20 protein-coding genes and 1 tRNA gene are annotated in these 22,771 nt (G+C 66.7%); 11 read left to right on the top strand and 10 right to left on the bottom strand.

What is annotated here, in order from left to right; genetic code table 11:
- Positions 1 to 1,281: 1,281 nt before the first annotated feature.
- Positions 1,282 to 2,526, bottom strand: coding sequence for a PDZ domain-containing protein (locus A6P39_RS20455; RefSeq protein WP_159396068.1), 1,245 nt, complete (start codon positions 2,524 to 2,526; stop codon positions 1,282 to 1,284).
- Positions 2,527 to 3,375: 849 nt separating this feature from the next.
- On the opposite strand from A6P39_RS20455, the gene A6P39_RS20450 reads away from it, so the two are divergent.
- Both A6P39_RS20450 and A6P39_RS20445 read left to right on the top strand, forming a co-directional pair.
- On the top strand, positions 3,376 to 4,284 hold the full coding sequence (locus A6P39_RS20450; protein WP_067046784.1) for a hypothetical protein: 909 nt from the start codon (positions 3,376 to 3,378) through the stop codon (positions 4,282 to 4,284).
- 116 nt (positions 4,285 to 4,400) lie between these two features.
- Entirely contained in the window at positions 4,401 to 4,841 is a 441-nt protein-coding gene (locus tag A6P39_RS20445; RefSeq protein WP_067046780.1) for a hypothetical protein, read from the top strand.
- Positions 4,842 to 5,190: 349 nt separating this feature from the next.
- On the opposite strand, the gene A6P39_RS20440 is transcribed toward A6P39_RS20445, so the two are convergent.
- Both A6P39_RS20440 and A6P39_RS20435 read right to left on the bottom strand, forming a co-directional pair.
- Positions 5,191 to 6,537: a restriction endonuclease subunit S gene (locus A6P39_RS20440; protein ID WP_159396067.1), complete on the bottom strand. Its 1,347-nt coding sequence runs from the start codon at positions 6,535 to 6,537 to the stop codon at positions 5,191 to 5,193.
- A complete protein-coding gene (locus A6P39_RS20435; protein ID WP_079133429.1) occupies positions 6,534 to 7,619 on the bottom strand; it encodes an N-6 DNA methylase in 1,086 nt (361 codons plus the stop codon). The genes A6P39_RS20440 and A6P39_RS20435 overlap by 4 nt, the downstream gene beginning before the upstream one ends.
- A 179-nt stretch (positions 7,620 to 7,798) precedes the next feature.
- On the opposite strand from A6P39_RS20435, the gene A6P39_RS20430 reads away from it, so the two are divergent.
- The 3 genes from A6P39_RS20430 to A6P39_RS20420 are packed head-to-tail and all read left to right on the top strand — an operon-like array spanning position 7,799 to position 10,447.
- The gene (locus A6P39_RS20430; protein WP_067046775.1) at positions 7,799 to 9,103 is read left to right on the top strand and encodes a replication initiator; all 1,305 of its coding nucleotides are present in this window, start codon (positions 7,799 to 7,801) and stop codon (positions 9,101 to 9,103) included.
- Complete coding sequence (locus A6P39_RS20425) at positions 9,096 to 9,278, top strand: helix-turn-helix domain-containing protein (RefSeq protein WP_067046772.1); 183 nt, start codon at positions 9,096 to 9,098, stop codon at positions 9,276 to 9,278. The genes A6P39_RS20430 and A6P39_RS20425 overlap by 8 nt, the downstream gene beginning before the upstream one ends.
- Positions 9,278 to 10,447 (top strand): site-specific integrase, encoded by a 1,170-nt coding sequence (locus tag A6P39_RS20420; RefSeq protein ID WP_067046769.1) that lies wholly within the window; start codon positions 9,278 to 9,280, stop codon positions 10,445 to 10,447. Before A6P39_RS20425 ends, A6P39_RS20420 begins: the two co-directional genes overlap by 1 nt.
- A 97-nt stretch (positions 10,448 to 10,544) precedes the next feature.
- Here the strand turns inward: A6P39_RS20420 and A6P39_RS20415 are convergent.
- The 3 genes from A6P39_RS20415 to A6P39_RS20405 form a co-directional block, all read right to left on the bottom strand.
- A tRNA-Pro gene (locus tag A6P39_RS20415) sits at positions 10,545 to 10,618 on the bottom strand.
- A gap of 66 nt (positions 10,619 to 10,684) precedes the next feature.
- A complete protein-coding gene (locus A6P39_RS20410) occupies positions 10,685 to 11,443 on the bottom strand; it encodes a Pr6Pr family membrane protein (protein WP_067046766.1) in 759 nt (252 codons plus the stop codon).
- 148 nt (positions 11,444 to 11,591) lie between these two features.
- Entirely contained in the window at positions 11,592 to 12,515 is a 924-nt protein-coding gene (locus tag A6P39_RS20405; protein WP_067046763.1) for a metallophosphoesterase, read from the bottom strand.
- 140 nt (positions 12,516 to 12,655) lie between these two features.
- Here A6P39_RS20405 and A6P39_RS20400 point away from each other — a divergent pair, with 140 nt between their 5' ends.
- A complete protein-coding gene (locus tag A6P39_RS20400; protein WP_067046760.1) occupies positions 12,656 to 13,123 on the top strand; it encodes a GatB/YqeY domain-containing protein in 468 nt (155 codons plus the stop codon).
- Positions 13,124 to 13,297: 174 nt separating this feature from the next.
- Here the strand turns inward: A6P39_RS20400 and A6P39_RS20395 are convergent, their stop codons facing one another.
- Positions 13,298 to 15,616 carry a transglycosylase domain-containing protein gene (locus A6P39_RS20395; protein ID WP_067046757.1) on the bottom strand — a complete coding sequence of 773 codons (2,319 nt, stop codon included), beginning with the start codon at positions 15,614 to 15,616 and terminating at the stop codon, positions 13,298 to 13,300.
- A 494-nt stretch (positions 15,617 to 16,110) separates the two neighbouring features.
- On the opposite strand from A6P39_RS20395, the gene wblA reads away from it, so the two are divergent.
- Positions 16,111 to 16,449: a transcriptional regulator WblA gene (wblA, locus tag A6P39_RS20390; RefSeq protein WP_067046754.1), complete on the top strand. Its 339-nt coding sequence runs from the start codon at positions 16,111 to 16,113 to the stop codon at positions 16,447 to 16,449.
- A 437-nt stretch (positions 16,450 to 16,886) separates the two neighbouring features.
- On the opposite strand, the gene A6P39_RS20385 is transcribed toward wblA, so the two are convergent.
- Both A6P39_RS20385 and A6P39_RS20380 read right to left on the bottom strand, forming a co-directional pair.
- Positions 16,887 to 18,278 (bottom strand): ArsA family ATPase, encoded by a 1,392-nt coding sequence (locus tag A6P39_RS20385; RefSeq protein WP_067046751.1) that lies wholly within the window; start codon positions 18,276 to 18,278, stop codon positions 16,887 to 16,889.
- A complete protein-coding gene (locus A6P39_RS20380) occupies positions 18,275 to 19,252 on the bottom strand; it encodes an ArsA family ATPase (RefSeq protein WP_067046747.1) in 978 nt (325 codons plus the stop codon). The genes A6P39_RS20385 and A6P39_RS20380 overlap by 4 nt, the downstream gene beginning before the upstream one ends.
- A gap of 164 nt (positions 19,253 to 19,416) precedes the next feature.
- On the opposite strand from A6P39_RS20380, the gene A6P39_RS20375 reads away from it, so the two are divergent.
- Genes A6P39_RS20375 through A6P39_RS20360 form a run of 4 tightly spaced genes read left to right on the top strand, consistent with a single transcriptional unit; the run spans position 19,417 to position 21,809 of the window.
- Entirely contained in the window at positions 19,417 to 19,578 is a 162-nt protein-coding gene (locus A6P39_RS20375; protein WP_003975360.1) for a DUF4177 domain-containing protein, read from the top strand.
- Complete coding sequence (locus A6P39_RS20370) at positions 19,575 to 20,039, top strand: RidA family protein (RefSeq protein ID WP_067046744.1); 465 nt, start codon at positions 19,575 to 19,577, stop codon at positions 20,037 to 20,039. Before A6P39_RS20375 ends, A6P39_RS20370 begins: the two co-directional genes overlap by 4 nt.
- Before the next feature lie 58 nt (positions 20,040 to 20,097).
- Positions 20,098 to 20,982: an NUDIX hydrolase gene (locus A6P39_RS20365; RefSeq protein ID WP_067046741.1), complete on the top strand. Its 885-nt coding sequence runs from the start codon at positions 20,098 to 20,100 to the stop codon at positions 20,980 to 20,982.
- Entirely contained in the window at positions 20,979 to 21,809 is an 831-nt protein-coding gene (locus A6P39_RS20360) for an MBL fold metallo-hydrolase (protein WP_067046738.1), read from the top strand. The genes A6P39_RS20365 and A6P39_RS20360 overlap by 4 nt, the downstream gene beginning before the upstream one ends.
- Here A6P39_RS20360 and A6P39_RS20355 read toward each other — a convergent pair.
- Complete coding sequence (locus A6P39_RS20355) at positions 21,802 to 22,656, bottom strand: nucleotidyltransferase domain-containing protein (protein ID WP_067046735.1); 855 nt, start codon at positions 22,654 to 22,656, stop codon at positions 21,802 to 21,804. The genes A6P39_RS20360 and A6P39_RS20355 overlap by 8 nt on opposite strands.
- Between the last annotated feature and the right edge of the window lie 115 nt (positions 22,657 to 22,771).

The raw sequence follows: 22,771 nt of genomic DNA, 5'->3' as shown, positions 1-22,771 counted from the left end.
TCGGCGTAGTTATTGGTGGAATTCTCTCCTTCGCCGGCAGCGCGCTATCTGAGCGATTTCGGTGGAAGCGTGATGTACAACGGGAGTGGAGTCAGCGCCGATTCGACGCGTACCGAGAGCTAATCCATGTAGCACATGTTCAGGTTGGGGCTGCGCGTTCGCTTGCTACAACAAGAAATCTCCTAGAAGGCCCTCCTCCCGTTTCCTTTGAAGAAGGAATGAAAGAGATCGCTGAATCCGATAGGCGATTGGCGCTCGCATACGAAACGGTGCAGATGCTCGCCGATGAGCAAGTTGGTAGGGCTGCACATGCGTTTCGTTCGGCTATGTGGCAACTGAGTGACTACGCCCGCGGATTGGTCGACGTAGATGCAGCGGAGTGGGAAGAATCCTACAAGCGGTACAGGATCTCGCGTGACGGATTTCATGCTGCCGTCCGCCGCGACCTCGGGATAGCTGGGCGAGGCTATCAGCGTAATACAGTAAATGTTTCCTCTCGTCCCCCCACCATTGGGTCCCTTTGAAATGCGCAGCTCCTGTTGATCGCTTGTTTCCGAGGTCGCTCCTGCGGAGGCACCGCTTTAGGAGTTCAGCCCCGCAGGTGTAGGCCCAGCAGTAGGGCCCGGGCCCCTCCCATGGCCGAGCCCAGTCCGCTGACTACTGCTCTCGTCCCCCGCCATACGTCCCTGTTGCCGTCAGCAGTTGCCGTCAGGTGCGGTGCATAAACCCCTGCCACTGAGCGGTTCCGTGTCAGACAGCGACCAGGCCCTTGGGCCCAATAGTCGCGCTCAACCCGTATTCATGTCCGGCGACTCGATTGGAGTACGACGCCGACGATCGCGGAGACGATTCCACCGCCCATCAAGATCAGCGAGACGGCATGGGCGGCGCTGACTACCTGTCAGTTCTTTTGCGCCTGGACACTGAAGGCTTGGGCGAGGGAGCCCACGGTGCTGTTGCACAGGTTGTAGTTGTTGATGGTGGCCACGTACACGAGGAATCCGATGGCGAACGCCATGGTTGCAATAACGTAGGCAACACGCCAGTTGTTCGGCTTCCCCCTGAAGCCCGTTGGTAGCCCGCTCCCATACGGAGGGTACGGAGGCGGCATCGGTGGGGCCTGCGGAGACTCCCTCGGTCTTCGTGATCTCTCGTCCGACATCAGTCCCCCTCTAACTGCCCCGTTCTCGGGGGCCTACCGCGAAAAGCCCCGACCGATCGTCCGACAAGGCCCGACCTGGCCGGAACCTGATGGTCAAGATCCACCCATAGCGCAGTTGATCAGATAGCGTCAGGTGCTGTGAGGGATTTCGCCATGTTGTTGGGTCTGGCAGAGGGCGTCACGGAGATCGACGTCTTCAGCCCTGTTGACGGGTCCAGCACGGCGAAGGACGTCGTCTGTCCGACGGTGCCAAATAGCGCGGCAGCGAGATCGATCGAGCTGCTGACCGGCACGTCGCCGACCGCTTGAATCACCTCGCCGGGGGTCAGCCCGGCCTGCGAGGCGGGTCCTCCATAGGCCACGTTGCCGATGACGGCACCCTGAGGCGTACCCACAGCGGCATCGCTCACGCTGGCCCCTATGTATCCGGACGATGGTGCCGTCAGGCCCTGTGCGCTTGGGTCGGCAAGGGACCCGAGCGTGACCGGAATCTCAATGATCCGACCCGCTCGGCGCACCGAGAGCGTGACGTGATCTCCAGGATGTGCCTTGGCCAGCTCGTCAACCACGGCCGGTCCTGCGATCGTGCCGGGCTGCGTGGGCGTTCCCGTTCGTCCGACCAACCGGTCGCCGACCTTGAGGACGGAGTCGGCGGGCGAGTTGGGGACGGTGCCGACGACGGTCCCGGCGTCGGGAGCACTCGAACCGGTGTCCGTGGCGATCCATGCTCCCAGCCATGTGCGGTCGTCGCTCAGTACGCCGATTCCGTGGTCCTGAGCGCCGACCCGTCGGTGGAAATCCCGGACGGGACAGCACGCTGCGTCGGCGCTGGTCCGCCACTGCGCGCTGACTGACAGCACTTGCGCGCCGGGCTTACCGGTGATCACGTGGGTCGAGCCGCCCACGCTCGAGTCATTCCAGAAGATGTGCGGACCGGCCGCATCGAAGGTGACGACTGCGGTGATGCCGAACGGACGATTCCCCCCTTGCTGGGTGGCGAAGATCGCGAGTTGTGAGGTCGCATCCTTCGTCATCCGGACCGGCGTTGCGGCCAGGTCTGTGATGGAGCTGGACTGCGACAACAACGGGGAAGGTTTGGAGTCTGTCTGCGTGTAGTCGGCGGGAACAACGTTACTTGCCGCGTCAAAGGTGACATTCCAGCGCTTGGCGATCGTGTCATAGCTCAGAACTTGCACGTCTTCGGTGCCATCGTTGACCGGATTCGTCGGGTCGATGCCCGGACCTGCCGACAGAACGACCGCATCCAACGCCTTGCCGCCGCTGAGATCTGCGCGGCTGGTGGACAGTACGTGATAGTTCGCGTGCAGCACACCGCGAAGATCCGGATCGGGTGCTTTGAACATCGGGGGTTGTGGCCCCGTAGCTGCGTGCGATCCGCTACATGCCGCAGCCGTCAGCATCGCCATCGTCAGTCCGACAGCCCGCCCCAACTTCATAACCCCTCCCCAGGCCTGATGCGGGATCATGCCATATGCCGAGGTGAGGCGGAAAGTCAAACATTCTCACTTTAATCAATGATGAGCCCGCTATTCCTTCCTCGTGTACCGCCCTGAGCTGCTCCCCCTTGACTTCAAGGTCGTCAGTGCCGACGACGACATGTGGGGGGCGTTGGCCGTCGTGAGAAAGATGACCCAGAAGGAACCCGGCCGTCAGTTCCCCTCCGGCGGCCGGCCGTTGTACGGAGCGCTCAAGACCCTGGCACCAGCACGCTGTGAGGCGGCTGAATCCCGCCGTCTGGCGGCAGTCTGATCAGCGTTCTGGTGTCGCCTGTCCATGTATCCGGGCGGCCAGCGCCTCCTGCATCGGCCGTCGGCGGCAGACCGGCACCGTCGGACGCCCCGCTGCTGGAGAATGGCAGCGAGGCGTTGACTGCGTCATGACCGCCCGCACCCACCAATGCGCGATGCGTACACGGCTCCGGAGGCCGTCGCACTGTCAGCGATCGCCGCTGGTCAAAGCGTTGTATGCATGTTGGAGCGCTGTACCCGTCCACAGACAGTCCACAGCGGCAACTGAAACCCGGAGCGCCAGTGGACGTGCCGACCGCTGCTCACACCTGTAGGCAGACATGTCCGTGCACGATCAGTGACCAAGAAGTGCACTTGCTTCACGCTTTGGCCATAGCTTGCACAAAACGTTGCTGACAGTACCCTGTCAACGACACCACGCATTAACAGGAAGAAGCTCGTCGCATGGCGCTGCACGCCTTCTCGCTGTATGAAGTCAAGATCCGTAAGGTCCGCTCGGACGAGTACCTCCCTATCGCGGCATTTGGGTCGAATCGTCGAGACTTTCTTTCTTTGTACTCTGACTTCCTTGACTCCGAGCTAAAGGGTAGAGGTAAGCGCATTGACAAAAGCGAAAAATACCTCCGACTGAAGGATTCGGAAGTCGACTTCCGCACCATGTGGTTCACGGTGGAAACAGGGAGTTATGGCGTAACTGGAAAGGTGGTAGCGACCAACACCGGAACTGACTCGTACGACATACAGACAACTGATGCGGCCTCGTATCCAGTGCGACAGGCGCTGGTAGTTCCCATGGTAGGTGACTGCGCTCTGTGGGCTACGGAGTCCGTCGGCCACACCTCGGCATTCGGGGGCCTGTGCGCCTCTTTCAAAGAGTGGCTTCGTGAAAAGTTCGACACAGAGCGCTATGTGGTTGAGTTCAATCATTTTCAGGATACGAATGCCTGGAACGAGTTCATCGATCGATCCAGCCTTAAGGAAATAACGTACGTTGTTCACCAGCAAGATGCCGATGGGGCTGTTGGGAGCCGTATTCAAGAACATCGCGTGAAGGCCGTCCGCAGACGACGTTTGCCGTCGGCTTGGATTAAGCAGGCTATGGAGAAGCGTCTACCCTCAGACACCGTTTTCTCAGTAAGAGTGCCTGAGGCTGACGAAGTACGCATGCAGATTGAGTCGGAGGGGCGGTCCCGGACCATCGTGGTGGACCACGAGCTGCCCCGCTTCATGTACGAGTTGGGTGACGCCTCTAGTGGCACCCCGACAGACGAAACCTTCAGGTCAGCGGTACTGTCAGAGGTGGGTGCTTCACTTGACTACATGCACGTCAGCCGGAGGACGTGGCAGGGGTGAGGTCCGTAGTCTGAGGGGGCGTTGTGAGCGAAAAGTGGGATGTCCGCGATATAGCGAGAGCCCACTTTAGAACGTACGTTGATGCGAGAACGCGTAAGCGGCGTCGAGCGGACTTCGTGGCGTTCGTCTTCTTTCCGCTGGCGGTTGGCTGCGCCACGGCCCTATTGCGACATTATGGCCATTTTGGCCTTTATGATGTTTCCAAATTCATTGGCGGCGTAGGCATCTTTACCGGGCTGCTGTTTGGCCTGCTGACGAACGTCTTCACCCTCAGCTTGCGTTTGCAGCGAGATGACGAGCTAGGGGAGCAAGAAACCACAAAGTACGTCAAGGAGCTTTTCAACAACGTGAGTTGGGCTGTCGTCGTCGGGCTGTGCTTGATTGTTCTGCTGGTGACATGCAGTTCAGTGAGCGATCCCAAGAAGCCGGTGGACTGGATATGGACCGGTCTACTGGTCGCAGTCTTCTTTCATCTCGTCCTCACGGTCCTTATGAGCCTCAAACGACTCTGGCTGGCTCATTCGAAGATCGCCCTACTGCCGCCAAAGGTCAAATGAGTGACCCGCTAAGCACGGTGCGCCCACGGGCCGGCAGGGGGTATTAGCCGGGGGTGGCGTGTAGCGGCTTGGCTTCGCTCGCTGGGCTGCCCCTCCCAGCGCGCGCGACTTCGGCAGCACCGGCTTCGACTGCGAGAGGGCCCGCTTTCCCGGGTGAAGGCTGAGATAGTGCCCATGGCGCAGAACCTATCGGCGGCCGGCAAGCTGGTGCATCCCGATGACACTGGTCTTCTACTCAGTGGGGTGGTGGAGCAGGAGGCGGCGCGCCAGGATGGCGCGCTTGCCAAGGAAGACACGGGAGTTGGTACCGCGGCGTCACCGTGGTCCTGGAGGCCAAGCGTCGCCGCTGTCACCCACCTACGATCGCTGCTTCAGAATCGCTGTAAGCGGCTTTTCGAGCTGCATGTGCCTTTTTTCGAAGTTCTGCACCGTCAGCCTGAGCTTTGACCCAAATCCTGGCGATCCTGCGCTGCTCGGGCAGAGGCGGGACAGGCACCTGCAACTCTTTTACATCTGCACTGTTGATGGTAGCCAAGTTGGTTGTTTTCTTGGCCCTTCTGCGAAAGTGTCCACGGCTCACCCTGGTCTGCATAAAGGAAAGCAAGTATTCCGGCAGCAGTTCGTCTCGGTTGCACCTGATGCGCATCACGTGATTTTGATGTACGCATCCTTCAATCTCGCCCGACCAGATAGCTGGCCGACCTACCAGCTCGGCACTGTTGCCTTCGCAGAGAAGAACATCGCCAGGCTCCAACTGGTATTGACTGAGTCGACTCTCAGGGACGTCAATATATTTGATTTCGCTAAGGTCGAGAAAGCCGTCCTGTACATTCTTCACGCTAAGATAAGGTCGAGAGTTGCGATCTGGCCGATTACGTGGACTCTTTTGGATCCCGTGTCCGATGGTCGCCAGCGAAGGATCACCCAAGTGGCGAACCTTGAACTTGCTCTGCAAGTCAAGACTGATGCCCAGAGCGCCGGCTGTCCCAGCGAAGATGGACCACTGATCGAGCGCATGAGATGGCGCGATAAAGGCGCCCTTTATTGGATGCATGTCGGGTGACTCGAGGGCAAGGGCCTCAGTGAGCTCGTCAATACCCGCTCGCACACGCTCTTTAGCGGAGCGGTCGAACTCCCTTGCCTCGGTTAGGCGGTCCCTGTGATTCTCCACAATCTTACGTTGGTCCGCCGCAGGAAGGACAGGGATGTAGAGCTCCTCGAACTCTTCAGGAGATACCCTCTTACGGCCAGAATGCCCGACGACTAGGGCTTGGACCTGAGCCTTAAAGACTGACGTCCGGCATACCAATGCAACGAATTCAGGGAGCAGCGTCTCTGCGTCGACAACTTCGTAGATCGGGTACTCGGCGCTGAATCCGATTTTTTGCATGCCCTCAGGGACGACGGTGATGGCGCCGTTCCGCACGTCAATCTTGGAGAAGACGACATTACCGGGGCTCGCGAGATATGTTGTGCCCTTCAGTTCACTCGACTCTGGGCGCAAAGAAAGGGACCCGTCGAAATGGATCGTGCCGAGACGAACCTTCTTGGGCGCTACATCCCGTCTCCGCCGCAGGACCTGACCAATCTTCATTTGTCGATCTGTTGGCTGTAGCCATTGAGCCCCCAGAACATGTTTGGCGTCCCATCGTGCCAACGCACTCGACGGAACAATGCGAACATGCGGCACGATCACTCACCATCCTCGGATGAAGCGACATGCAAGCGGGCTGCAACGGTGCGCGCGAAGCCGTCAGGATCGCGCTCAAATTCTCGATAATCCGCCAAGATGCCCGGGAGGTCGTTAGGTACGCGAGCCCCCGTTTCGCCCGTAGCTGTGATACCGGCTGCTTCAGCTTCGGCCATGAAGACGGGGTAGGAGAAGATCTCGCGTGCCCTCTGACGCGCAAAGGCGTCGATCTTCTTGTTCAACTCCGCGAGGCGAGCTGTGTGCTCCTTCCGAAGCTGCTTGGCGTTTTCCTTGTCTGCCGGCGTTACCGCTGCGCGCAAGTCACTGCGCAGCTCCTGCAAAAGCTTCTTGCTTTCGCTATCTTGTTCGCCGTCTTGCAGACTTTCGATCTTCTCTACAAGAGGCCGAAGACCCTCGCGACCGTACCATCGGATTCGTGCAGCGAGTTCTTCTAGGTCATGCAATTCATCCGCGAAGTTGAGTTCGGCTTCCCGGCGCCCTTGTTCCCGAGCATTGATCCATTCCTCTTCGTCTGCCGAGGTGAACTTCTGCAGAAAGACGAGAGACGTCTTTACTGTGGCGTTGGAGGAGGCGAAAACTTCCTGCGGGATGGACACGATTGCTTGGATCTTGGCGCGTCCCTCGACGTATTCCCGGAGCCAAGACTTCGATGGGTTGTTCAGCAGGCCATCCGGGAGGACGATGCCGAGTCGCCCGCCGGGTTGCAAGAGGTCTAGAGAGCGCTCAATAAAAAGAGTCTCTGTCTCCCGACTTGGACGCACCTTGCTCCCCGGCAGAGGCGCACCGATAGGCAGTCGGCCGATATCAAAGAGGGACAGAATGGGTAGATGCGCCTCTGCGGCGGCTTTCATCTCGTTGTGCGAATCAACCCAGGGGGCTCCGTATGCCTTGCGGTAGCGGCTGATGATTGCCGGGTCGCGCTCCACTTGCGTCTGTTCGGTAGCACCTACCAGCTGATCACGCCCCACCGTCGCACCGAAAGGTGGATTGGTGATGATGACGTTAAAACGCCCCTTGAAGACCCCTGCGACGTCCAAGAGAGCCGTATCGGCCGTGTCCGTGGCCATCGCCGCCGTCGTCCTGCGCTCCCTGCTCAACGGCGCGAACAAGCGCTGACCGGCCGCCGGGGCGGTAGCAAGCCGCCAAGCATCCCGCCGCCCCGGGGCCGCCCCTCCAACCGTCGAAACAGCAGAAAGGAGCACCCATCATCACCCGGCAGACTCCGCCGCCGCTGGCGGAACTCTCCATGCTGGCCTCCCTCGGGAACCTGCCCGAGCTGGCCCACCAACTCTCCGGCCTGGGCGGCTGCACCCACCCGGTCCGCCTCGACGGCCACCGCACCGAGTACGCGGTCAACACGACGACCGGCGAGATCGGCAACGTCCTGCGTCACCTGGACTCCGCCAGCCTCCCCGCCGGACAGCTCCTCGTCCGCTGCAACAACCGCCGCGCCACCCGGTGTGCAGCTTGCGCCGAGACGTACCGGCGCGACACCTACCACCTGATCACCGCCGGACTACGCGGCGGCAAGGGCACTTCGGAACAGGTGGCGACGCACCCGCGTGTCTTCGCCACGTTCACCGCCCCGAGCTTCGGCCCGGTCCACAACCGTCCCTCAAGCGGCCGGGAGTGCCGATGCGGCATCCGTCATGACGAGCAGGACCCCGCCCTGGGTACTCCGCTCGATCCGGACACGTACGACTATGAAGCGGCCGTTCTCTGGAACGCGCACGCCGGTGTCCTGTGGCGGCGCTTCTCGATCTACCTACGCCGGGAGGTTGCCAAGCGCGCCGGCTTCACACAGCGGGCGCTCCGGCACTACGCCCGGGTTTCCTTCGCAAAGGTGGCCGAGTACCAAAAGCGCGGTGCTGTCCACTTCCACGCGGTCATCCGCCTCGACGGCCCCGAGGGTGGCAACACCGCGCCCCCGGCGTGGGCCTCGGTCGAACTGCTCACCGAAGCCATCCTGGCTGCTGCCACGGCTGCGCGCGTGGACGGGCCGGAGGTCGACGGCCGGGCGCACCGCTTCGTCTTCGGCCGACAGTTGGACGTCCGCCCAATCCGTTCCGCCGACTTCGACGGCGGCCAGGAGCTGACTGAGCGTGCCGTAGCGGCGTACATCGCCAAGTACGCCACCAAGGGCGCCGAGACGGCGACCGGCACCCTGGACCGTCCGATCAGGTTCCTCGCCGAGCTGGCACAGGCCCGAATCTCCGAGCACGCCCGGCGCATGATCCGTACCGCCTGGACCCTCGGTGCCCGCCCTGAGCTGGCAGAACTCCGACTCCGTGCCTGGGCGCACATGCTCGGCTTCCGCGGCCACTTCTCCACCAAGTCCCGCCGCTACTCCACCACCCTCGGCGCTCTCCGCGACGCCCGCGCCGAATGGCGCCGGGCCCAAGCCGCACCGGCTGTCCCGCAGGACGGCGAAACCACGCTCGTCCTCGCCCACTGGGTCTTCGCCGGCACAGGCCTAAGCACCGTCGAATCCTGGCTCGCCGCCTCACTCGAACCCGCACCCGGAACGGAAGGAGAACCGACGCATGCGTGACGACGAGCTGCTTACCGTGGCCGATGTCATGGCTCGCCTGAAGGTCGGCCGGTCGACGGTCTACGACCTGATCCGCACCCGGCGTCTGCCCTCGGTCACCATCGGTCGGTGCCGGCGCATCCCCGCATCCGCCCTGGGTGACTTCATCGCTGGACAGATGGAGCGTGCGGCCTGATGACCAAGCGTCGGAGTCGTGGCGACGGCGGCCTGCACTGGGACGAGAAGAGACAACGGTGGATCGCCACGGCCAACCTCGGGTTCGATCCGAGCGGCAAGCGGATCGTGAAGCGGGGGAGTGGCAAGACCAAGACGGAAGCCAAGAACAAGCTCAAGGAGGTGTTGCGGGACCACGAAGACGGCCTCGCCATTGCGCCCACCAACTACACGGTCAAGGACGCCGTGACGGACTGGCTGACGTACGGCTTGGCGGGCCTCGACCCCAGCACCGTTGAGACCGTGACGCTCCTGAGCCAGAAGCACGTGATTCCATCGCTCGGCGCGCGGAAGCTTCGCGACCTGAGCGCGGAGGACGTAGATCGCTGGCTGGCCGCCAAAGCGAAGTCGCTCAGCACGCGCACGCTCCAGGGAATCCACTCCTGCCTCAACCGCGCGGTCAAGCGGGCCATGGCGCGGGACGAGGTGAAGCGGAATGTCGTCGAGCTGTGCTCAATGCCCCAGGGGCAGACCGGGCGCCCGTCCAAGGCGCTCACCTTCGCCCAGGCTGAGGCCGTGCTCAAGGGCGCCGAGGGAACCTCGATGTACGCGTACATCGTCGTGGCGCTGCTGACGGGGGCCCGCACGGAAGAACTGCGGGCCCTCACCTGGGACCACGTCTTCCTGAAAGGCCGGCCGGACCTCGATCCGCCGCAGCCTCCGCACATCGCCGTCTGGCGGTCGGTCCGGCGGAGCGGGGACACCAAGACCAAGAAGTCCCGGCGCACGCTCGCTCTGCCGGCGCGCTGCGTCGAGGCCCTTTGGCAGCAGTTCGAAGATCAGGGATGGGATCGGCTCGCCGCCGAGGACAAGTGGGAGGAACACGGGCTGGTCTTCTCCTCGGCCGTGGGAAAGCCGCTCGACGCTGCCAACGTCCGGCGTGCCTTCCGCCAGGCGCTCAAGGGCATCGACGGGATCAACGCCGACGAGTGGACTCCCAGGGAGCTGCGGCACAGCTTCGTGTCCCTGCTGTCCGACCGGGGCGTCCCGCTGGAAGAGATCTCCCGGCTTGTCGGGCACTCCGGGACGGCCGTGACCGAGGAGGTGTACCGGAAGCAGATCCGGCCGGTGATTCAGACCGGCGCCGTGGTCATGGACGGGATCTTCGGGGCTCAGGAACGGCGCCCGTAGACACGCGAAAAGCGGCAGTCACGCAGTTAGACACGCAGACCAAACAGGTGAGGCACCTACTAGCGACTAGTAGGTGCCTCACCTGCTGTTATGGCTGTCGGGGTGGCGGGATTTGAACCCACGACCTCTTCGTCCCGAACGAAGCGCGCTGCCAAGCTGCGCTACACCCCGATGTCGCTGCTTCTCGCGGCGACGACGTTTACTTTAGCCCACCGGTGGCTGTAGGCGAAATCCGGTTTAGACGCGGCGGCGGACCGGGGTCGGTCGGGTGTGGTCCAGGGCGACCAGGAGTACGGCGAGACCGTAGATCCCGAGGCCCAGGAGGAGGGCGTTGGCCAGGGTGCTGCGGTAGCCGTGGGTGCCTGCGTCGAGGAAGGGGTAGAGGTAGCGGGCGGGGTTCGAGGGCGTGAGGAGAGCCGCTCGCGTCAGGGAAAAGGCCAGGTAGGCGAGGGGGTAGAGGAGCCAGGCCACGGCCTGGCGCAGGTGCAGGCGGGCCGCGGGGGTGAGCAGCAGCCAGTCCAGCAGGGCCGCGGCCGGGGTCACCGTGTGGAGGATCTGGAGGGTCGCCCACGAGCCGTGCCAGCGCAGGGGGGCCGTCGTCGCGCCGGTCATGGAGAACGGGGGCGTGGTGTGGGCCAGGAGCAGGCGATAGACGAGCGCCGTGATCAGGGCGTAGAGGAGTGTGGCGCCTGTCACGCCCGACGGCAGCGGGCGGCGCGGGCGCCAGGCCCTCGCCGCCGACAGGAACATGACGACGGCGAGCAGGATGTTCGTCTGGATGCTGAAGTAGCTCAGGATGCGGGCCGGGCTGCCCAGCAGCAGCTCCAGAGCCACGCCGCCGGCCGCGGCCAGGGCGGTCAGCAGGCGGAACAGGGCGACCAGGGGGCGGCGGACCGGGGCCACCACCGCCGTGGCCGGGACCGGAGCGGGCAGCAGCAGGGGCGGGCCCGGGACCGCGGGCAGGTCCGGGATGTCCCTGGGTATCGGGGCGGTCATGCCCTCACGCTAGGAGCGCGGGAGGTATGAGGCTATTTGGCGTAGTCCGGGCGGGTTACGGCGTGGGGCTCGAGGTGTGGCCGTGGCCGTTGCCCGGGGTCCCGTGGCCGTCATCCGCGGCCCGCTCAGATTCCGCGGTTTCCTGCTGTCACCGCTCCACCAGCGTCAGCAGCGTCGCCTCCGGCGGGCAGGCGAAGCGGATCGGGGTGTAGCGGTTGGTGCCGCAGCCTGCCGAGACGTGGAGGTAGGACGTGTGGCCGCCGGAGGCGTGCCTGGAGAGGCCCTTCACCCGGTCCGTGTCCAGGTCGCAGTTGGTGACCAGCGCGCCGTAGAAGGGGATGCACAACTGGCCGCCGTGGGTGTGGCCGGCCAGGACCAGGGGGTAGCCGTCCGCCGTGAAGGAGTCGAGGACGCGCAGGTAGGGGGCGTGGACCACGCCCAGGGAGAAGTCGTACGTCCCCGACGGGCCGCCCGCCACCTGGGCGTAGCGGTCGCGCTTGATGTGCGGGTCGTCCAGGCCGGTCAGCTCGATCGACACGCCCTCGACCTTCAGCACGCCCCGGGTGTTCGTCAGGTTCAGCCAGCCTGCCTCGTCGAAGGCGTCGCGCAGGTCTTCCCAGGGGTTGTGGATGGCGCCGACCGCCGGGGGGTTGCCGTTCAGGCCGTGCCGGCCGCTCGTCTTCTCCATCAAGTAACGGGCGGGGTTGCGGAGTTTGGGGCCGTAGTAGTCGTTGGAGCCGAAGACGTACGCGCCCGGGAACTCCATCAGCGGGCCCAGCGCGTCCAGGGTCTCGGGGACGCCCTCGGGGTCGGACAGGTTGTCTCCCGTGTTGATCACGAAGTCCGGGCGCAGGCCCGCCAGCGACTGCAGCCAGCGCTGCTTCTTGCGCTGGCCGCTGACCATGTGGATGTCGGAGACCTGGAGCACGCGCAGCGGGCGCATGCCCGGGGGGAGGACGGGGACCGTCACTCGTCGCAGGCGGAAGGAGCGGACCTCGAAACCTGCTGCGTAGGCCACTCCGGCGGCGCCTGCCGCCATGATTCCCAGGGGTACTCCGTATCGCGCACGCATACGTCCATCGTGTCAGACCCCGCTCCGCCCGAAGAGATCGGCCGCCCCTGAAAGAGCCCTGAAACAGCCCTGAAGCGGCCCCCGAAGCAGCCCCTAAATCAGCGGGCGTTCGCGGTGGCACACCTGCGACAATCGGTCCCATGACCACCATGCTCAAGTCGAAGCTGCAGGAAGACCTCAACGCCGCGATCAAGGGGCGCGACGAGCTGCGCTCCTCGACCCTCCGGATGACGCTCGCCGCGATCACCAACGAGGAGGTCGCGGGCAAGGAGAAGCGGGAGCTGTCCGACGACGAGGTCCTCAAGGTGATCATCCGCGAGGCGAAGAAGCGCCGGGAGGCCGCCGAGGCCTTCACGCAGGGTGGTCGTGCCGAGTCGGCGGAGCGGGAGAAGGCGGAGGGCGAGGTGCTCGCCGAGTACCTGCCGAAGCAGCTGTCCGACGAGGAGCTGGACGCGATCGTCGCCGAGGCCGTGGCGGAGGCCAGGGCGGCCGGTGCCGAGGGCCCGAAGGCCATGGGCGCCGTCATGAAGATCGTGAACCCGAAGGTGGCCGGTCAGGCCGAGGGCGGCCGCGTCGCCGCCGCGGTGAAGAAGCTGCTCCAGGGCTAGAGGCCCGTTCAGGGCTGGAGGCCGTTCCGGGGCCAGGGCTGAGCCCGGGCCGGCCACCTGCCGGTACGGAGAAGTACGGCGGCGGGGCCGCACCCCTGCTTCAGGGTGCGGCCCCGCCGCCGTATGCGTGACACCCGCCGCCGTACTCATGTCACCCGGCACCGGGACGAGCGCCTAGCCCGCCCAGCCTCCGTTTCCCGCGCCGTTGTTTCCGCCGTTGCCCTGGCCCTGGATGAAATTGCCGGGGAGGGAGAAGGTCGGAGTCGGGACGGCGCCGCCGATGTCACCCGTGTTTCCGGTTGTTCCCCCGCTGGTCGGACCGCCGATCAGTCCGCCGATTACCCCCGGGCTGCCCCCGTTCTTGCCGCCGTTCGCCCCCCCTCGTCCTTTTCCCTGGTCGTTCCCCTTCGCCTTGGCGTTGTCGTCGGGGATGTCGACCAGGTTGAAGTCGGGTGCGGGCTTGCCCTCCAGCGCGCCGGTCATCATGTCGCGCCAGATCGGTCCGGGGACCTCGCCGCCGTAGACCTTGTCGTGCGGGACGCCGCCGATGGTGATGTTGATCATCTGGCGCCTGTGGGCCGGGTCGCCGACCCAGACCGCGCCCGCCATGTTCGGGGTGTAGCCGACGAACCAGGCGGCGTAGCGCTGGTCCGTCGTACCCGTCTTGCCCGCACTCGGGCGGTCGCCGAGGCCGGCCTCCTTGCCCGTGCCGTCCTCGACGACGCCCTTGAGGATCGTGCTCACGGTGTCGGCGGTCTTCTGCGACATCGCGCGCGAGCAGGTCGACTTCGGCACCGGAAGGGACTTCTCCTCGCTGCCGTCCCGCTGGGTGATCGACGTTATGGCCACCGGGGTGCAGTACGTCCCGCGCGAGGCGAAGGTGGCGTAGGCGTTCGCCATCGTCAGCGGGGACATCTCCTGGGTGCCGAGCGCGATGGAGGGGGCCTGGTCGATCTTGCGGCCGTCCGCGCGCTGCACGCCCATCCGCTGTGCCATCTGCGTGACGGGGCAGATGCCGATGTCGCTGATCAGCTGCACGTAGTAGGTGTTGACCGACTTGGCGGTCGCTTCCTTCATACCGTACGGGCCGTGCTCGGACTCGTTCTCGTTGGCCAGCTTGGCGGGGTTGTTCGGGTCGTTGCGCCAGACCTTGCCGTCACACGCCTGCACCGGGCTCGGGTACGTCATCTGGTACGGCGACGAGTACTTCTGCGTCGCGGGCTTGCCGCCCTCGATCGCGGCCGCCGCGACGATCGGCTTGAACGTCGAACCGGGCTGGTAGCCGGCGCCGCCGCCCATGTCCGAGTTGACGGAGAGGTTGATCTGCGTCTCGTTCTTGCCGAAGCCGTACGGGCGGGACTGGCCCATCGCCAGGATCTTGCCGGTTCCGGGCTCGACGATGGTCGCGGCCGTGGCCACCGGGTCGGACTTGTAGACGTGGTCCTTGACGGACGCCTCCACGGAGTTCTGGGCCTGTGGGTCGAGCGTCGTACGGATCGTCAGACCGCCGCGGTTCCACAGGTGCGCCCGGTCCTCCTTGGTCTTGCCGAAGACCGGGTCGGTCAGGACGACGTTGCGCACGTAGTCGCAGAAGAAGCCGGCGCCGCGGACCGCGGTGATGCAGCCGTTCTTGGGCTGGCTCGGGTTCAGCCCGAGCGGCTTCTCCTTGGCCTGGTCGGCCTCCTGCTGGGAGATGTCGCCGACCTCGGCCATGCGCTGGAGGACGACGTTGCGCCGCTTGGTGGCCTCCGCCTCGTCATTGACCGGGTCGTAGCGGCTCGGGGACTGCACGATGCCCGCGAGCAGCGCCGACTCCTGGAGGTTCAGGTCCTTGGCGTGCTTGGAGAAGTAGCGCTGGGCGGCCGCCTCGACGCCGTAGGCCTGTTCGCCGAAGAAGGTGATGTTCAGGTAGTTCTCGAGGATCTTCTTCTTGCCGAGCTTCTCCTCGATCTGGATCGCGTACTTCAGCTCGCGGATCTTGCGGCCGATGGTCTGCTGGGTGGCCTCGGCGACCTTGGTCGGGTCGTCGCCGGCCTCCTCGATGAAGTAGTTCTTCACCAGCTGCTGGGTGAGCGTGGAGGCGCCCTGCGCGACCCCGCCCTGCTGCGCGTTCTTGTTCAGCGCGCGCAGCACGCCCTTGAGGTCGATCGCGCCGTGCTTGTAGAAGCGCGAGTCCTCGATCGCGACGATCGACTTCTGCATGTACGGCGAGATGTCCTTGAGGTCGACCACCGTACGGTCGCGGGAGTAGACCGCCGCGATCTGGTTGCCCTGGTTGTCCAGTATCGTCGTGCGCTGGCTCAGCTGGGGACTCTTGAGGTTGGCCGGGATCTCGTCGAAGCTCTGGACCGACCCCTTGGCCGCGAGGCCGAGCGCACCGGCCGCGGGCAGTGCGATGCCCGCCATCACAGCTCCGGCGAGCACACTGACACCGAGGAACTTGGCGGCCTGCTGCGTTGGCGACAGACCACCGCCCGAGCGCTTCTTTGGCATGGGGGCAGCCTAATCCGTCCTTCTGAGCGTTCCGAAGGAGTGACCGCGTCACGGCACGGCAAAGCGGGGGCGCCTACCTTCTCAATCGCCGGACACGCGCGCAGGCCTTGGCCTAAGCTGCTCTCAACTGTCACAGCAGTGCGGTCACGTATCAATACGTCCGGCGACCCCGAATCGTTCCGGTCGTATCCCGGTTTTTCGCACGGGGGCGTGTCCGGTTCCTGAGAGGCACGTGTCCGAATCCGCCTCGTGTGTCATCCGGTGCCCGATGTAGCGCACCACAGCTGTCCCGGTTTGCCGGGAGAGTCGCTTATGTCGTCAGCTCACTCCCGCGGGTGATCTGCCGCTTACCCATAGTCCGTTCGGGCCATTCAAGATTGGGCCCGAAGGGGGTGTTGCGCTGTCCCCACCTTCCGTAACGTCCTCAACTGGCTGCGGTGAATATGCCGCTGCCGCCGTGGGGGAGCCTCGATTCGGGAGAGGACGGCGCCGGTATGGGCTGGGTTACCGACTGGAGTGCGCAGGCTGCCTGCCGCACTACCGATCCGGATGAACTGTTCGTTCAAGGAGCAGCGCAGAACAGGGCCAAGGCGGTGTGCACCGGATGTCCGGTACGCACCGAGTGCCTGGCCGATGCGCTGGACAACCGCGTCGAATTCGGCGTGTGGGGAGGCATGACAGAGCGGGAACGCCGCGCACTGCTGCGCAGGCGGCCCACCGTGACCTCTTGGCGCAGGCTGCTGGAGACGGCCCGCTCGGAGTACGAGCGCGGCACGGGAATCGTGCCCCTCGACAGCGACGAGGTGTACGAGCACTACGCGGCGGTGAGCTGAGGGCATTTCCCGCCGGCAACCGCCCGGGGGAACGACGCCGGGACGCCGCCGCCTGGACGCCGCTCGGACACCGCCCGGACGTCATGCGGCTCGGCTCGGTACGGCGTGGTTCGGCACGGCTCGGCAAGCATCGGCCGGGACCGGCCCGCGGCCCCGCCCGGAGAGACGTCCTGCGCGCCTGCGGGGTTGTCCCGCCGTCCGGGGACACGCCTCGCGCGCCTGGGTTGTGGGGTGCTCGACGGCTTGGATCTGGCAGAAGCACCCCGCACCGCGCTTGCAGAGGCGTCCCGCGCCCGTAGTACGTGTGCATGTGCCTGCGCGCGTACGAGCACACGCCGCACGCTCACTCGACCGCATGCTCACCCACATGCTCGCTCGACCGCGCGGCCGGCCGGCCGCGCGACGCTCACCCCATGGCGCGCCGCTTGACGGGGCGCTCACTCACCACTCGCCGCCTGCGCGCCCGCGGCCAGCAGGGTGCCGATGTCGCGCAGGCCCGTCAGGTCGTGCACATCGCCCGGAAGAGCGGGTACTTCGACGACCGCCACCTCGGGGTGACGGGCGGTGAAACGGTCACGCGTGCGCTGCTCGCGCGCGAGCAGCTGCATGCGATCGGCGTGCAGTCTCAGCAGTCCCGCGGTGAGCCGGTCCACGGGGCGTTCCGCGTCGGCGGGGGAGCCATCCTCGGAAGCAGTGGCGTCGGTTGCGGCGTCGGATACGGGAGGTCGTGAACTGCCGTACGTGTCGGGAGAGTTACGAAGTCCAGCTTTCCCGTCACCCTGATCGACAATGCGGAGGTCCGCAAGATTTTCCGCGGCGGCGAGCGCCCGCTCGGCCGACAGACCGGCGGCGCCACTGCCGTGCACCCGGTTGAGCACCAGGCCGACCAGCGGCATCTTTTCCGCGGCCAGCCGCTCCACGAAGTACGCCGCCTCGCGCAGCGCGTCCCGCTCGGGTGCCGCGACCACCAGGAACGCCGTGCCGGGCGCCTGGAGTAGCTTGTACGTGGCGTCCGCGCGCGTACGGAACCCGCCGAAGGTCGTGTCCATCGCGGCCACGAACGTCTGCACGTCCTTGAGCAGTTGACCGCCCAGCAGTTTGCCCAGCGTGCCCGTCATCATCGACATGCCGACGTTGAGGAAGGCCATGCCCGCACGCCCGCCCAGCTTGGCCGGGGCCGTCAGCAGGCGGATGAGCCGGCCGTCCAGGAAGGAGCCCAGCCGCTTCGGCGCGTCCAGGAAGTCCAGCGCCGAGCGGGACGGCGGGGTGTCGACCACGATCAGGTCCCACTCGTCCCTCGCGCGCAGCTGGCCCAGCTTCTCCATCGCCATGTACTCCTGCGTGCCCGCGAAGCCCGCAGAGAGCGACTGGTAGAAGGGGTTCGCCAGGATCGCGGCCGCCCGCTCGGGATCCGCGTGCGCCTCCACGACCTCGTCGAAGGTGCGCTTCATGTCGAGCATCATGGCGTGCAACTCGCCGTCGCCCTCGGTGCCCTTCACTCGGCGCGGGACGTTGTCGAGCGAGTCGATGCCCATCGACTGGGCCAGCCGCCGGGCCGGGTCGATGGTCAGCACGACCACCTTGCGGCCCCGCTCGGCGGCCCTCAGGCCGAGTGCCGCGGCCGTCGTCGTCTTGCCGACCCCGCCCGAGCCGCAGCACACCACGATCCGGGTCTTCGGGTCGTCCAGCAGCGGGTCGACGTCCAGCACGCGCGCGGAGGAGAGGGGGCGGGCCTTCTCGCGCCCCTCGGCGGTCTCGAACGCCTCGGATGCCGTCTCGGATGCCGTCTTGTGTGCCGCCTCGTGTGCCTCGGCCGGGTCCGGACTCATGACAACCCCTGCTTCCGCAACTCGGTGGCGAGTTCGTACAGCCCCGCCAGGTCCATGCCCTCGGCGAACAGCGGCAGTTCGCCCAGCGGAAGGTCCAGCTCGCCGAGGACCGCGCGCTGCTCCTGCTCCAGCGCGTACCGCTCGGCGTACTCCGCCGCCTGCCGCAGCAGCGGGTCCACCAGCCTCTCCGCGTGTCCGCCCCGCCGGGCGCCGCCGAGTCCGGCGGCCGAGAGCGCCTGTGCGACAGAGGAACGCTCCACCGCCCGTACGAGTTCCAGATCGGTCGCGTCCAACACCTCGGGCCGGACCATGTTCACGATGACGCGGCCCACCGGGAGCCGGGCCGCGCGGAGTTCGGCGATGCCGTCGGCGGTCTCCTGGACCGGCATTTCCTCCAGCAGTGTCACCAGGTGCACGGCCGTCTCCGGTGACTTCAGCACGCGCATCACGGCCTGCGCCTGATTGTGTATCGGGCCGATCTTGGCCAGGCCCGCCACCTCGTCGTTGACGTTCAGGAAACGGGTCACGCGGCCCGTCGGCGGGGCGTCCATGACGACGTAGTCGTACGCGAACCGGCCGCTCTTGTCCTTGCGGCGCACCGCCTCGCAGGCCTTGCCGGTCAGGAGCACGTCCCTGATGCCGGGCGCGATGGTGGTGGCGAAGTCGATGGCGCCGAGCTTCTTCAGCGCCCGGCCGGCTCCGCCCAGTTTGTAGAACATCTGGAGGTAGTCCAGAAGGGCCAGTTCCGGATCGATGGCGAGGGCGTACACCTCGCCGCCCCCCGGCGCGACCGCGATTTTCCGCTCCTCGTACGGCAACGCCTCCGTCTCGAAGAGCTGGGCGATGCCCTGCCGGCCCTCGACCTCCACGAGAAGCGTCCGCTTCCCCTCGGTCGCGAGGGCCAGCGCGAGTGCGGCGGCGACCGTCGTCTTTCCGGTCCCGCCCTTGCCGCTGACGACCTGGAGCCTGCTCACACCTTCGAGACTAACCAGTCCGGCCGACGACCACGCGGGAGGCTGTGGATAACGGCCGTCACACTCCGGCCCCGGGCATGTGGAGCGCGGCCGCACAGCCTGTGGACAACTCCCGTCGCCGTCGGCCGCCTGCCCCGCAGGCCACAGCGGCTACAGTCGGCCCCATGACCAAGTGGGAATACGCAACCGTGCCGCTGCTCGTCCATGCCACGAAGCAGATTCTGGACACCTGGGGCGAGGACGGCTGGGAACTCGTCCAGGTCGTGCCCGGGCCCAACAACCCCGAGCAGCTCGTGGCCTACCTGAAGCGGGAGAAGCAGGCATGAGCGCGGTCGAGGCGAAGCTGGCCGAACTGGGTCTGACCCTGCCACAGGTCGTGCCGCCGCTGGCCGCGTACCAGCCGGCCGTGCAGTCCGGCGTGTACGTGTACACCGCCGGCCAGCTGCCGATGATCGAGGGCAAGCTGCCGGTCACCGGCAAGGTGGGCGCCGAGGTGACGCCGGAGGAGGCCAAGGACCTCGCCCGCGTGTGCGCGCTGAACGCGCTCGCCGCCGTGAAGTCCGTCGTCGGCGACCTGGACCGCATCGCGCGCGTGGTGAAGGTCGTCGGGTTCGTCGCCTCGGCGTCCGACTTCACCGGGCAGCCCGGTGTCCTCAACGGCGCCAGCGAACTCCTCGGCGAGGTCTTCGGCGACAAGGGCGTGCACGCCCGCAGCGCGGTCGGTGTCACGGTGCTGCCGCTGGACGCGCCGGTCGAGGTCGAGATGCAGGTCGAGCTGGTCCCGTAAGCCCCGCCGGCCTTCGGTACCTCTCGAACATTCGCCCTACACGGGATAGCCTCCGGCCATGGCGAACGGTCAGTGGTACCCCCCGGAGTGGCCGGACCGCATCCGCGCGCTCGCGGACGGCACCCTCACCCCGGTGTCCCCCCGGCGCGCGGCCACGGTGCTGCTCCTGAAGGACACCGCGTCCGGACCGGTCGTCCACATGCTGCGCAGACGCGCCTCCATGGTTTTTGCCGGAGGCGCGTACGCGTATCCGGGGGGCGGCGTCGACCCGCGCGACGACGACCGTCTGGTGCGCTGGGCGGGCCCCACGCGCGCGTGGTGGGCGCAGCGGCTCGGCGTCGACGAGGCGGGTGCCCAGGCGATCGTGTGCGCGGCCGTCCGCGAGACGTACGAGGAGGCGGGCGTCCTGCTCGCCGGGCCCGACGCGGACTCGGTCGTCGGCGACACCACCGGGGCGGACTGGGAGGCGGACCGGGCCGCGCTGGTCGCGCGCGAGCTGTCCTTCGCAGAGTTCCTCGACCGGCGCGCTCTGGTGCTCCGCTCGGACCTGCTGGGTGCCTGGACCCGCTGGATCACCCCGGAGTTCGAGGCCCGCCGCTACGACACCTGGTTCTTCGTGGCCGTCCTCCCCGAGGGCCAGCGCACCCGCAACGCCTCCACGGAGGCCGACCGCACGGTGTGGATCCGCCCCGGGGAGGCAGCGGCGGGCTACGACAAGGGCGAGCTGCTGATGATGCCGCCCACCGTCGCCACCCTGCGCCAGCTGCTCCCGTACGCGCATGCCGCCGAGGTGCTCGCCGCGGCACCCGCGCGCGACATGACCCCGGTGATGGCCGGTGCCCGCCTGGTGGACGGTGAGATCGTCCTGTCCTGGCCGGGGCACGAGGAGTTCACCAAGCACGTCCCGACGACTCCCGGCCCGACCGGTGGAGGCCCCGCATGACCGACGCAAGCACGCTGCCGGGCCAGCCCCGCGGTCAGGTCCTCTCCGGGCCCGCGACCGACCGGGCCGTCAACGTCCTCGCGCCGAACGCCTCCGCGATGACCCTGGACGGCACCAACACCTGGATCGTGGCCGAGCCCGGCTCCGGCCTGGCCGTGGTCATCGACCCAGGCCCGCAGGACGACGGCCATCTGCGAGCGGTCATGGACACCGCCGAGAAGGCCGGCAAGCGCATAGCCCTGACCTTGCTCACCCATGGCCACCCCGACCACGCCGAGGGCGCCGCCCGCTTCGCGGAACTGACCGGCACGCGCGTGCGTGCCCTCGATCCGGCACTGCGCCTCGGTGAGGAGGGCCTGGCCGCCGGGGACGTGATCACCGTCGGCGGCCTGGAGCTGCGGGTCGTCCCGACCCCCGGGCACACCGCGGACTCGCTGAGCTTCCACCTCCCGGCCGACCGGGCGGTGCTGACCGGCGACACCATCCTCGGGCGCGGTACGACGGTCGTGGCGCACCCCGACGGCCGTCTGGGCGACTATCTGGACTCCCTGCGCCGGCTGCGCTCGCTGACGGTCGACGACGGCGTCCACACCGTCCTGCCGGGCCACGGGCCGGTCCTGGAGGACGCCCAGGGCGCCGTCGAGTTCTACCTCGCCCACCGTGCGCACCGGCTCGCCCAGGTGGAGACGGCGGTCGAGGACGGCTACCGGACCCCGGCCGAGGTCGTCGCCCATGTCTACGCCGACGTGGACCGCTCACTGTGGCCGGCGGCGGAACTGTCGGTGCGGGCCCAGCTGGACTACCTGAGCGAGCACGGCCTCATCTAGTGCCTGCTGGAGTACTAGCCCCGGCCCACTCCGGTCTGGGGGCCTTGACGCCGTGCACGCGCGTGTATTCGGCGGCGAGCCAGGGGCCGAGGTCGTCCACGTGCGAGCGCAGCACCTGGGCGTCGCCGACGGGCTCGTGGCCGTGCTCGGCCGCTGTGCGCAGCTGTGCGGCGCGCTCGGGATAGTAGCGTCCGCACACCTCGGCCATCTCCCGCAGGTCGCTGGTCCAGCCGTTCCAGCGGGGCATGACCAGCGTGAAGCCCGTGCGGACGAGGTGCCGGGACATGAAGCGGACGAGGGGGCGCCGGGCCTCCTCGGTGTCCTCGGCGGCCGCGATCCGCTCCCGCCAGCGGGGCAGCCACAGGGCCAGGTCGCCGTTGGTCTCACGGGCGAGCAGGGAGTCGGGCCGGTAGCGCGGCAGATACTCGGCCAGGTCGTCACCGAGCAGCGGGGTGCACAGACAGGCGACGAACCAGCCCAGGTCGTAGCGCTCCAGGTCGCTCAGCAGCCGGTCCCGGCCGTACAGCAGCGTGCCGACGCCGTCGATCTGCGGGAACTCCTTGTCGACGGCCGCACCGAGCGCCCGTACGGCCTCCCGGTCGGCCTCGGCTGGCTCCTCGCGCAGCGCGACGAACAGGTCCAGGTCGCTGCGCCCCACGCGCGCGGTGCCGCGCGGGATCGACCCGTAGAGGTAGGCGCTGTGCAGCCGCGCCCCGAAGGCGGCCGAGAGCTGGTCGCGTGCGGCGGCCACGGCCGGGCGGAAGGCGTCGGGCACGCGCGCGAGGGAGCCTTCGCGCGCGATGAAGCCCTGCGGGTCGAGGCCGGGACGGCGGATCGTTTCAGCCATGGGGCAACTGTCCCGTGCGGACCCGCCCCGGGCACCTGGATTTCGAACTCCCGGGCACGTGTCCCCGAGCGTCCGGCACGTGTCCCCGAGCCTCCGGGCACTTCTTCTCGAGCGT

It is taken from the genome of Streptomyces sp. FXJ1.172 (assembly GCF_001636945.3).
Taxonomy (GTDB): Bacteria; Actinomycetota; Actinomycetes; order Streptomycetales; family Streptomycetaceae; genus Streptomyces.
The sequence above is the reverse complement of the archived record's forward strand: the minus strand, read 5'-3'. Positions and strand labels throughout refer to the sequence as shown.

Excerpts from the sequence above, each read along its gene's own strand:
- A6P39_RS20455 (WP_159396068.1), bottom strand. The coding sequence starts at position 2,526 with ATGTTCAAAGCACCCGATCCGGATCTTCGCGGTGTGCTGCACGCGAAC.
- A6P39_RS20450 (WP_067046784.1), top strand. The coding sequence starts at position 3,376 with ATGGCGCTGCACGCCTTCTCGCTGTATGAAGTCAAGATCCGTAAGGTC.
- A6P39_RS20435 (WP_079133429.1), bottom strand. The coding sequence starts at position 7,619 with ATGGCCACGGACACGGCCGATACGGCTCTCTTGGACGTCGCAGGGGTC.
- A6P39_RS20430 (WP_067046775.1), top strand. The coding sequence starts at position 7,799 with ATGCTGGCCTCCCTCGGGAACCTGCCCGAGCTGGCCCACCAACTCTCC.
- A6P39_RS20425 (WP_067046772.1), top strand. The coding sequence starts at position 9,096 with ATGCGTGACGACGAGCTGCTTACCGTGGCCGATGTCATGGCTCGCCTG.
- A6P39_RS20420 (WP_067046769.1), top strand. The coding sequence starts at position 9,278 with ATGACCAAGCGTCGGAGTCGTGGCGACGGCGGCCTGCACTGGGACGAG.
- A6P39_RS20410 (WP_067046766.1), bottom strand. The coding sequence starts at position 11,443 with ATGACCGCCCCGATACCCAGGGACATCCCGGACCTGCCCGCGGTCCCG.
- A6P39_RS20405 (WP_067046763.1), bottom strand. The coding sequence starts at position 12,515 with ATGCGTGCGCGATACGGAGTACCCCTGGGAATCATGGCGGCAGGCGCC.
- A6P39_RS20400 (WP_067046760.1), top strand. The coding sequence starts at position 12,656 with ATGACCACCATGCTCAAGTCGAAGCTGCAGGAAGACCTCAACGCCGCG.
- A6P39_RS20395 (WP_067046757.1), bottom strand. The coding sequence starts at position 15,616 with ATGCCAAAGAAGCGCTCGGGCGGTGGTCTGTCGCCAACGCAGCAGGCC.
- wblA (WP_067046754.1), top strand. The coding sequence starts at position 16,111 with ATGGGCTGGGTTACCGACTGGAGTGCGCAGGCTGCCTGCCGCACTACC.
- A6P39_RS20385 (WP_067046751.1), bottom strand. The coding sequence starts at position 18,278 with ATGAGTCCGGACCCGGCCGAGGCACACGAGGCGGCACACAAGACGGCA.
- A6P39_RS20375 (WP_003975360.1), top strand. The coding sequence starts at position 19,417 with ATGACCAAGTGGGAATACGCAACCGTGCCGCTGCTCGTCCATGCCACG.
- A6P39_RS20370 (WP_067046744.1), top strand. The coding sequence starts at position 19,575 with ATGAGCGCGGTCGAGGCGAAGCTGGCCGAACTGGGTCTGACCCTGCCA.
- A6P39_RS20365 (WP_067046741.1), top strand. The coding sequence starts at position 20,098 with ATGGCGAACGGTCAGTGGTACCCCCCGGAGTGGCCGGACCGCATCCGC.
- A6P39_RS20360 (WP_067046738.1), top strand. The coding sequence starts at position 20,979 with ATGACCGACGCAAGCACGCTGCCGGGCCAGCCCCGCGGTCAGGTCCTC.
- A6P39_RS20355 (WP_067046735.1), bottom strand. The coding sequence starts at position 22,656 with ATGGCTGAAACGATCCGCCGTCCCGGCCTCGACCCGCAGGGCTTCATC.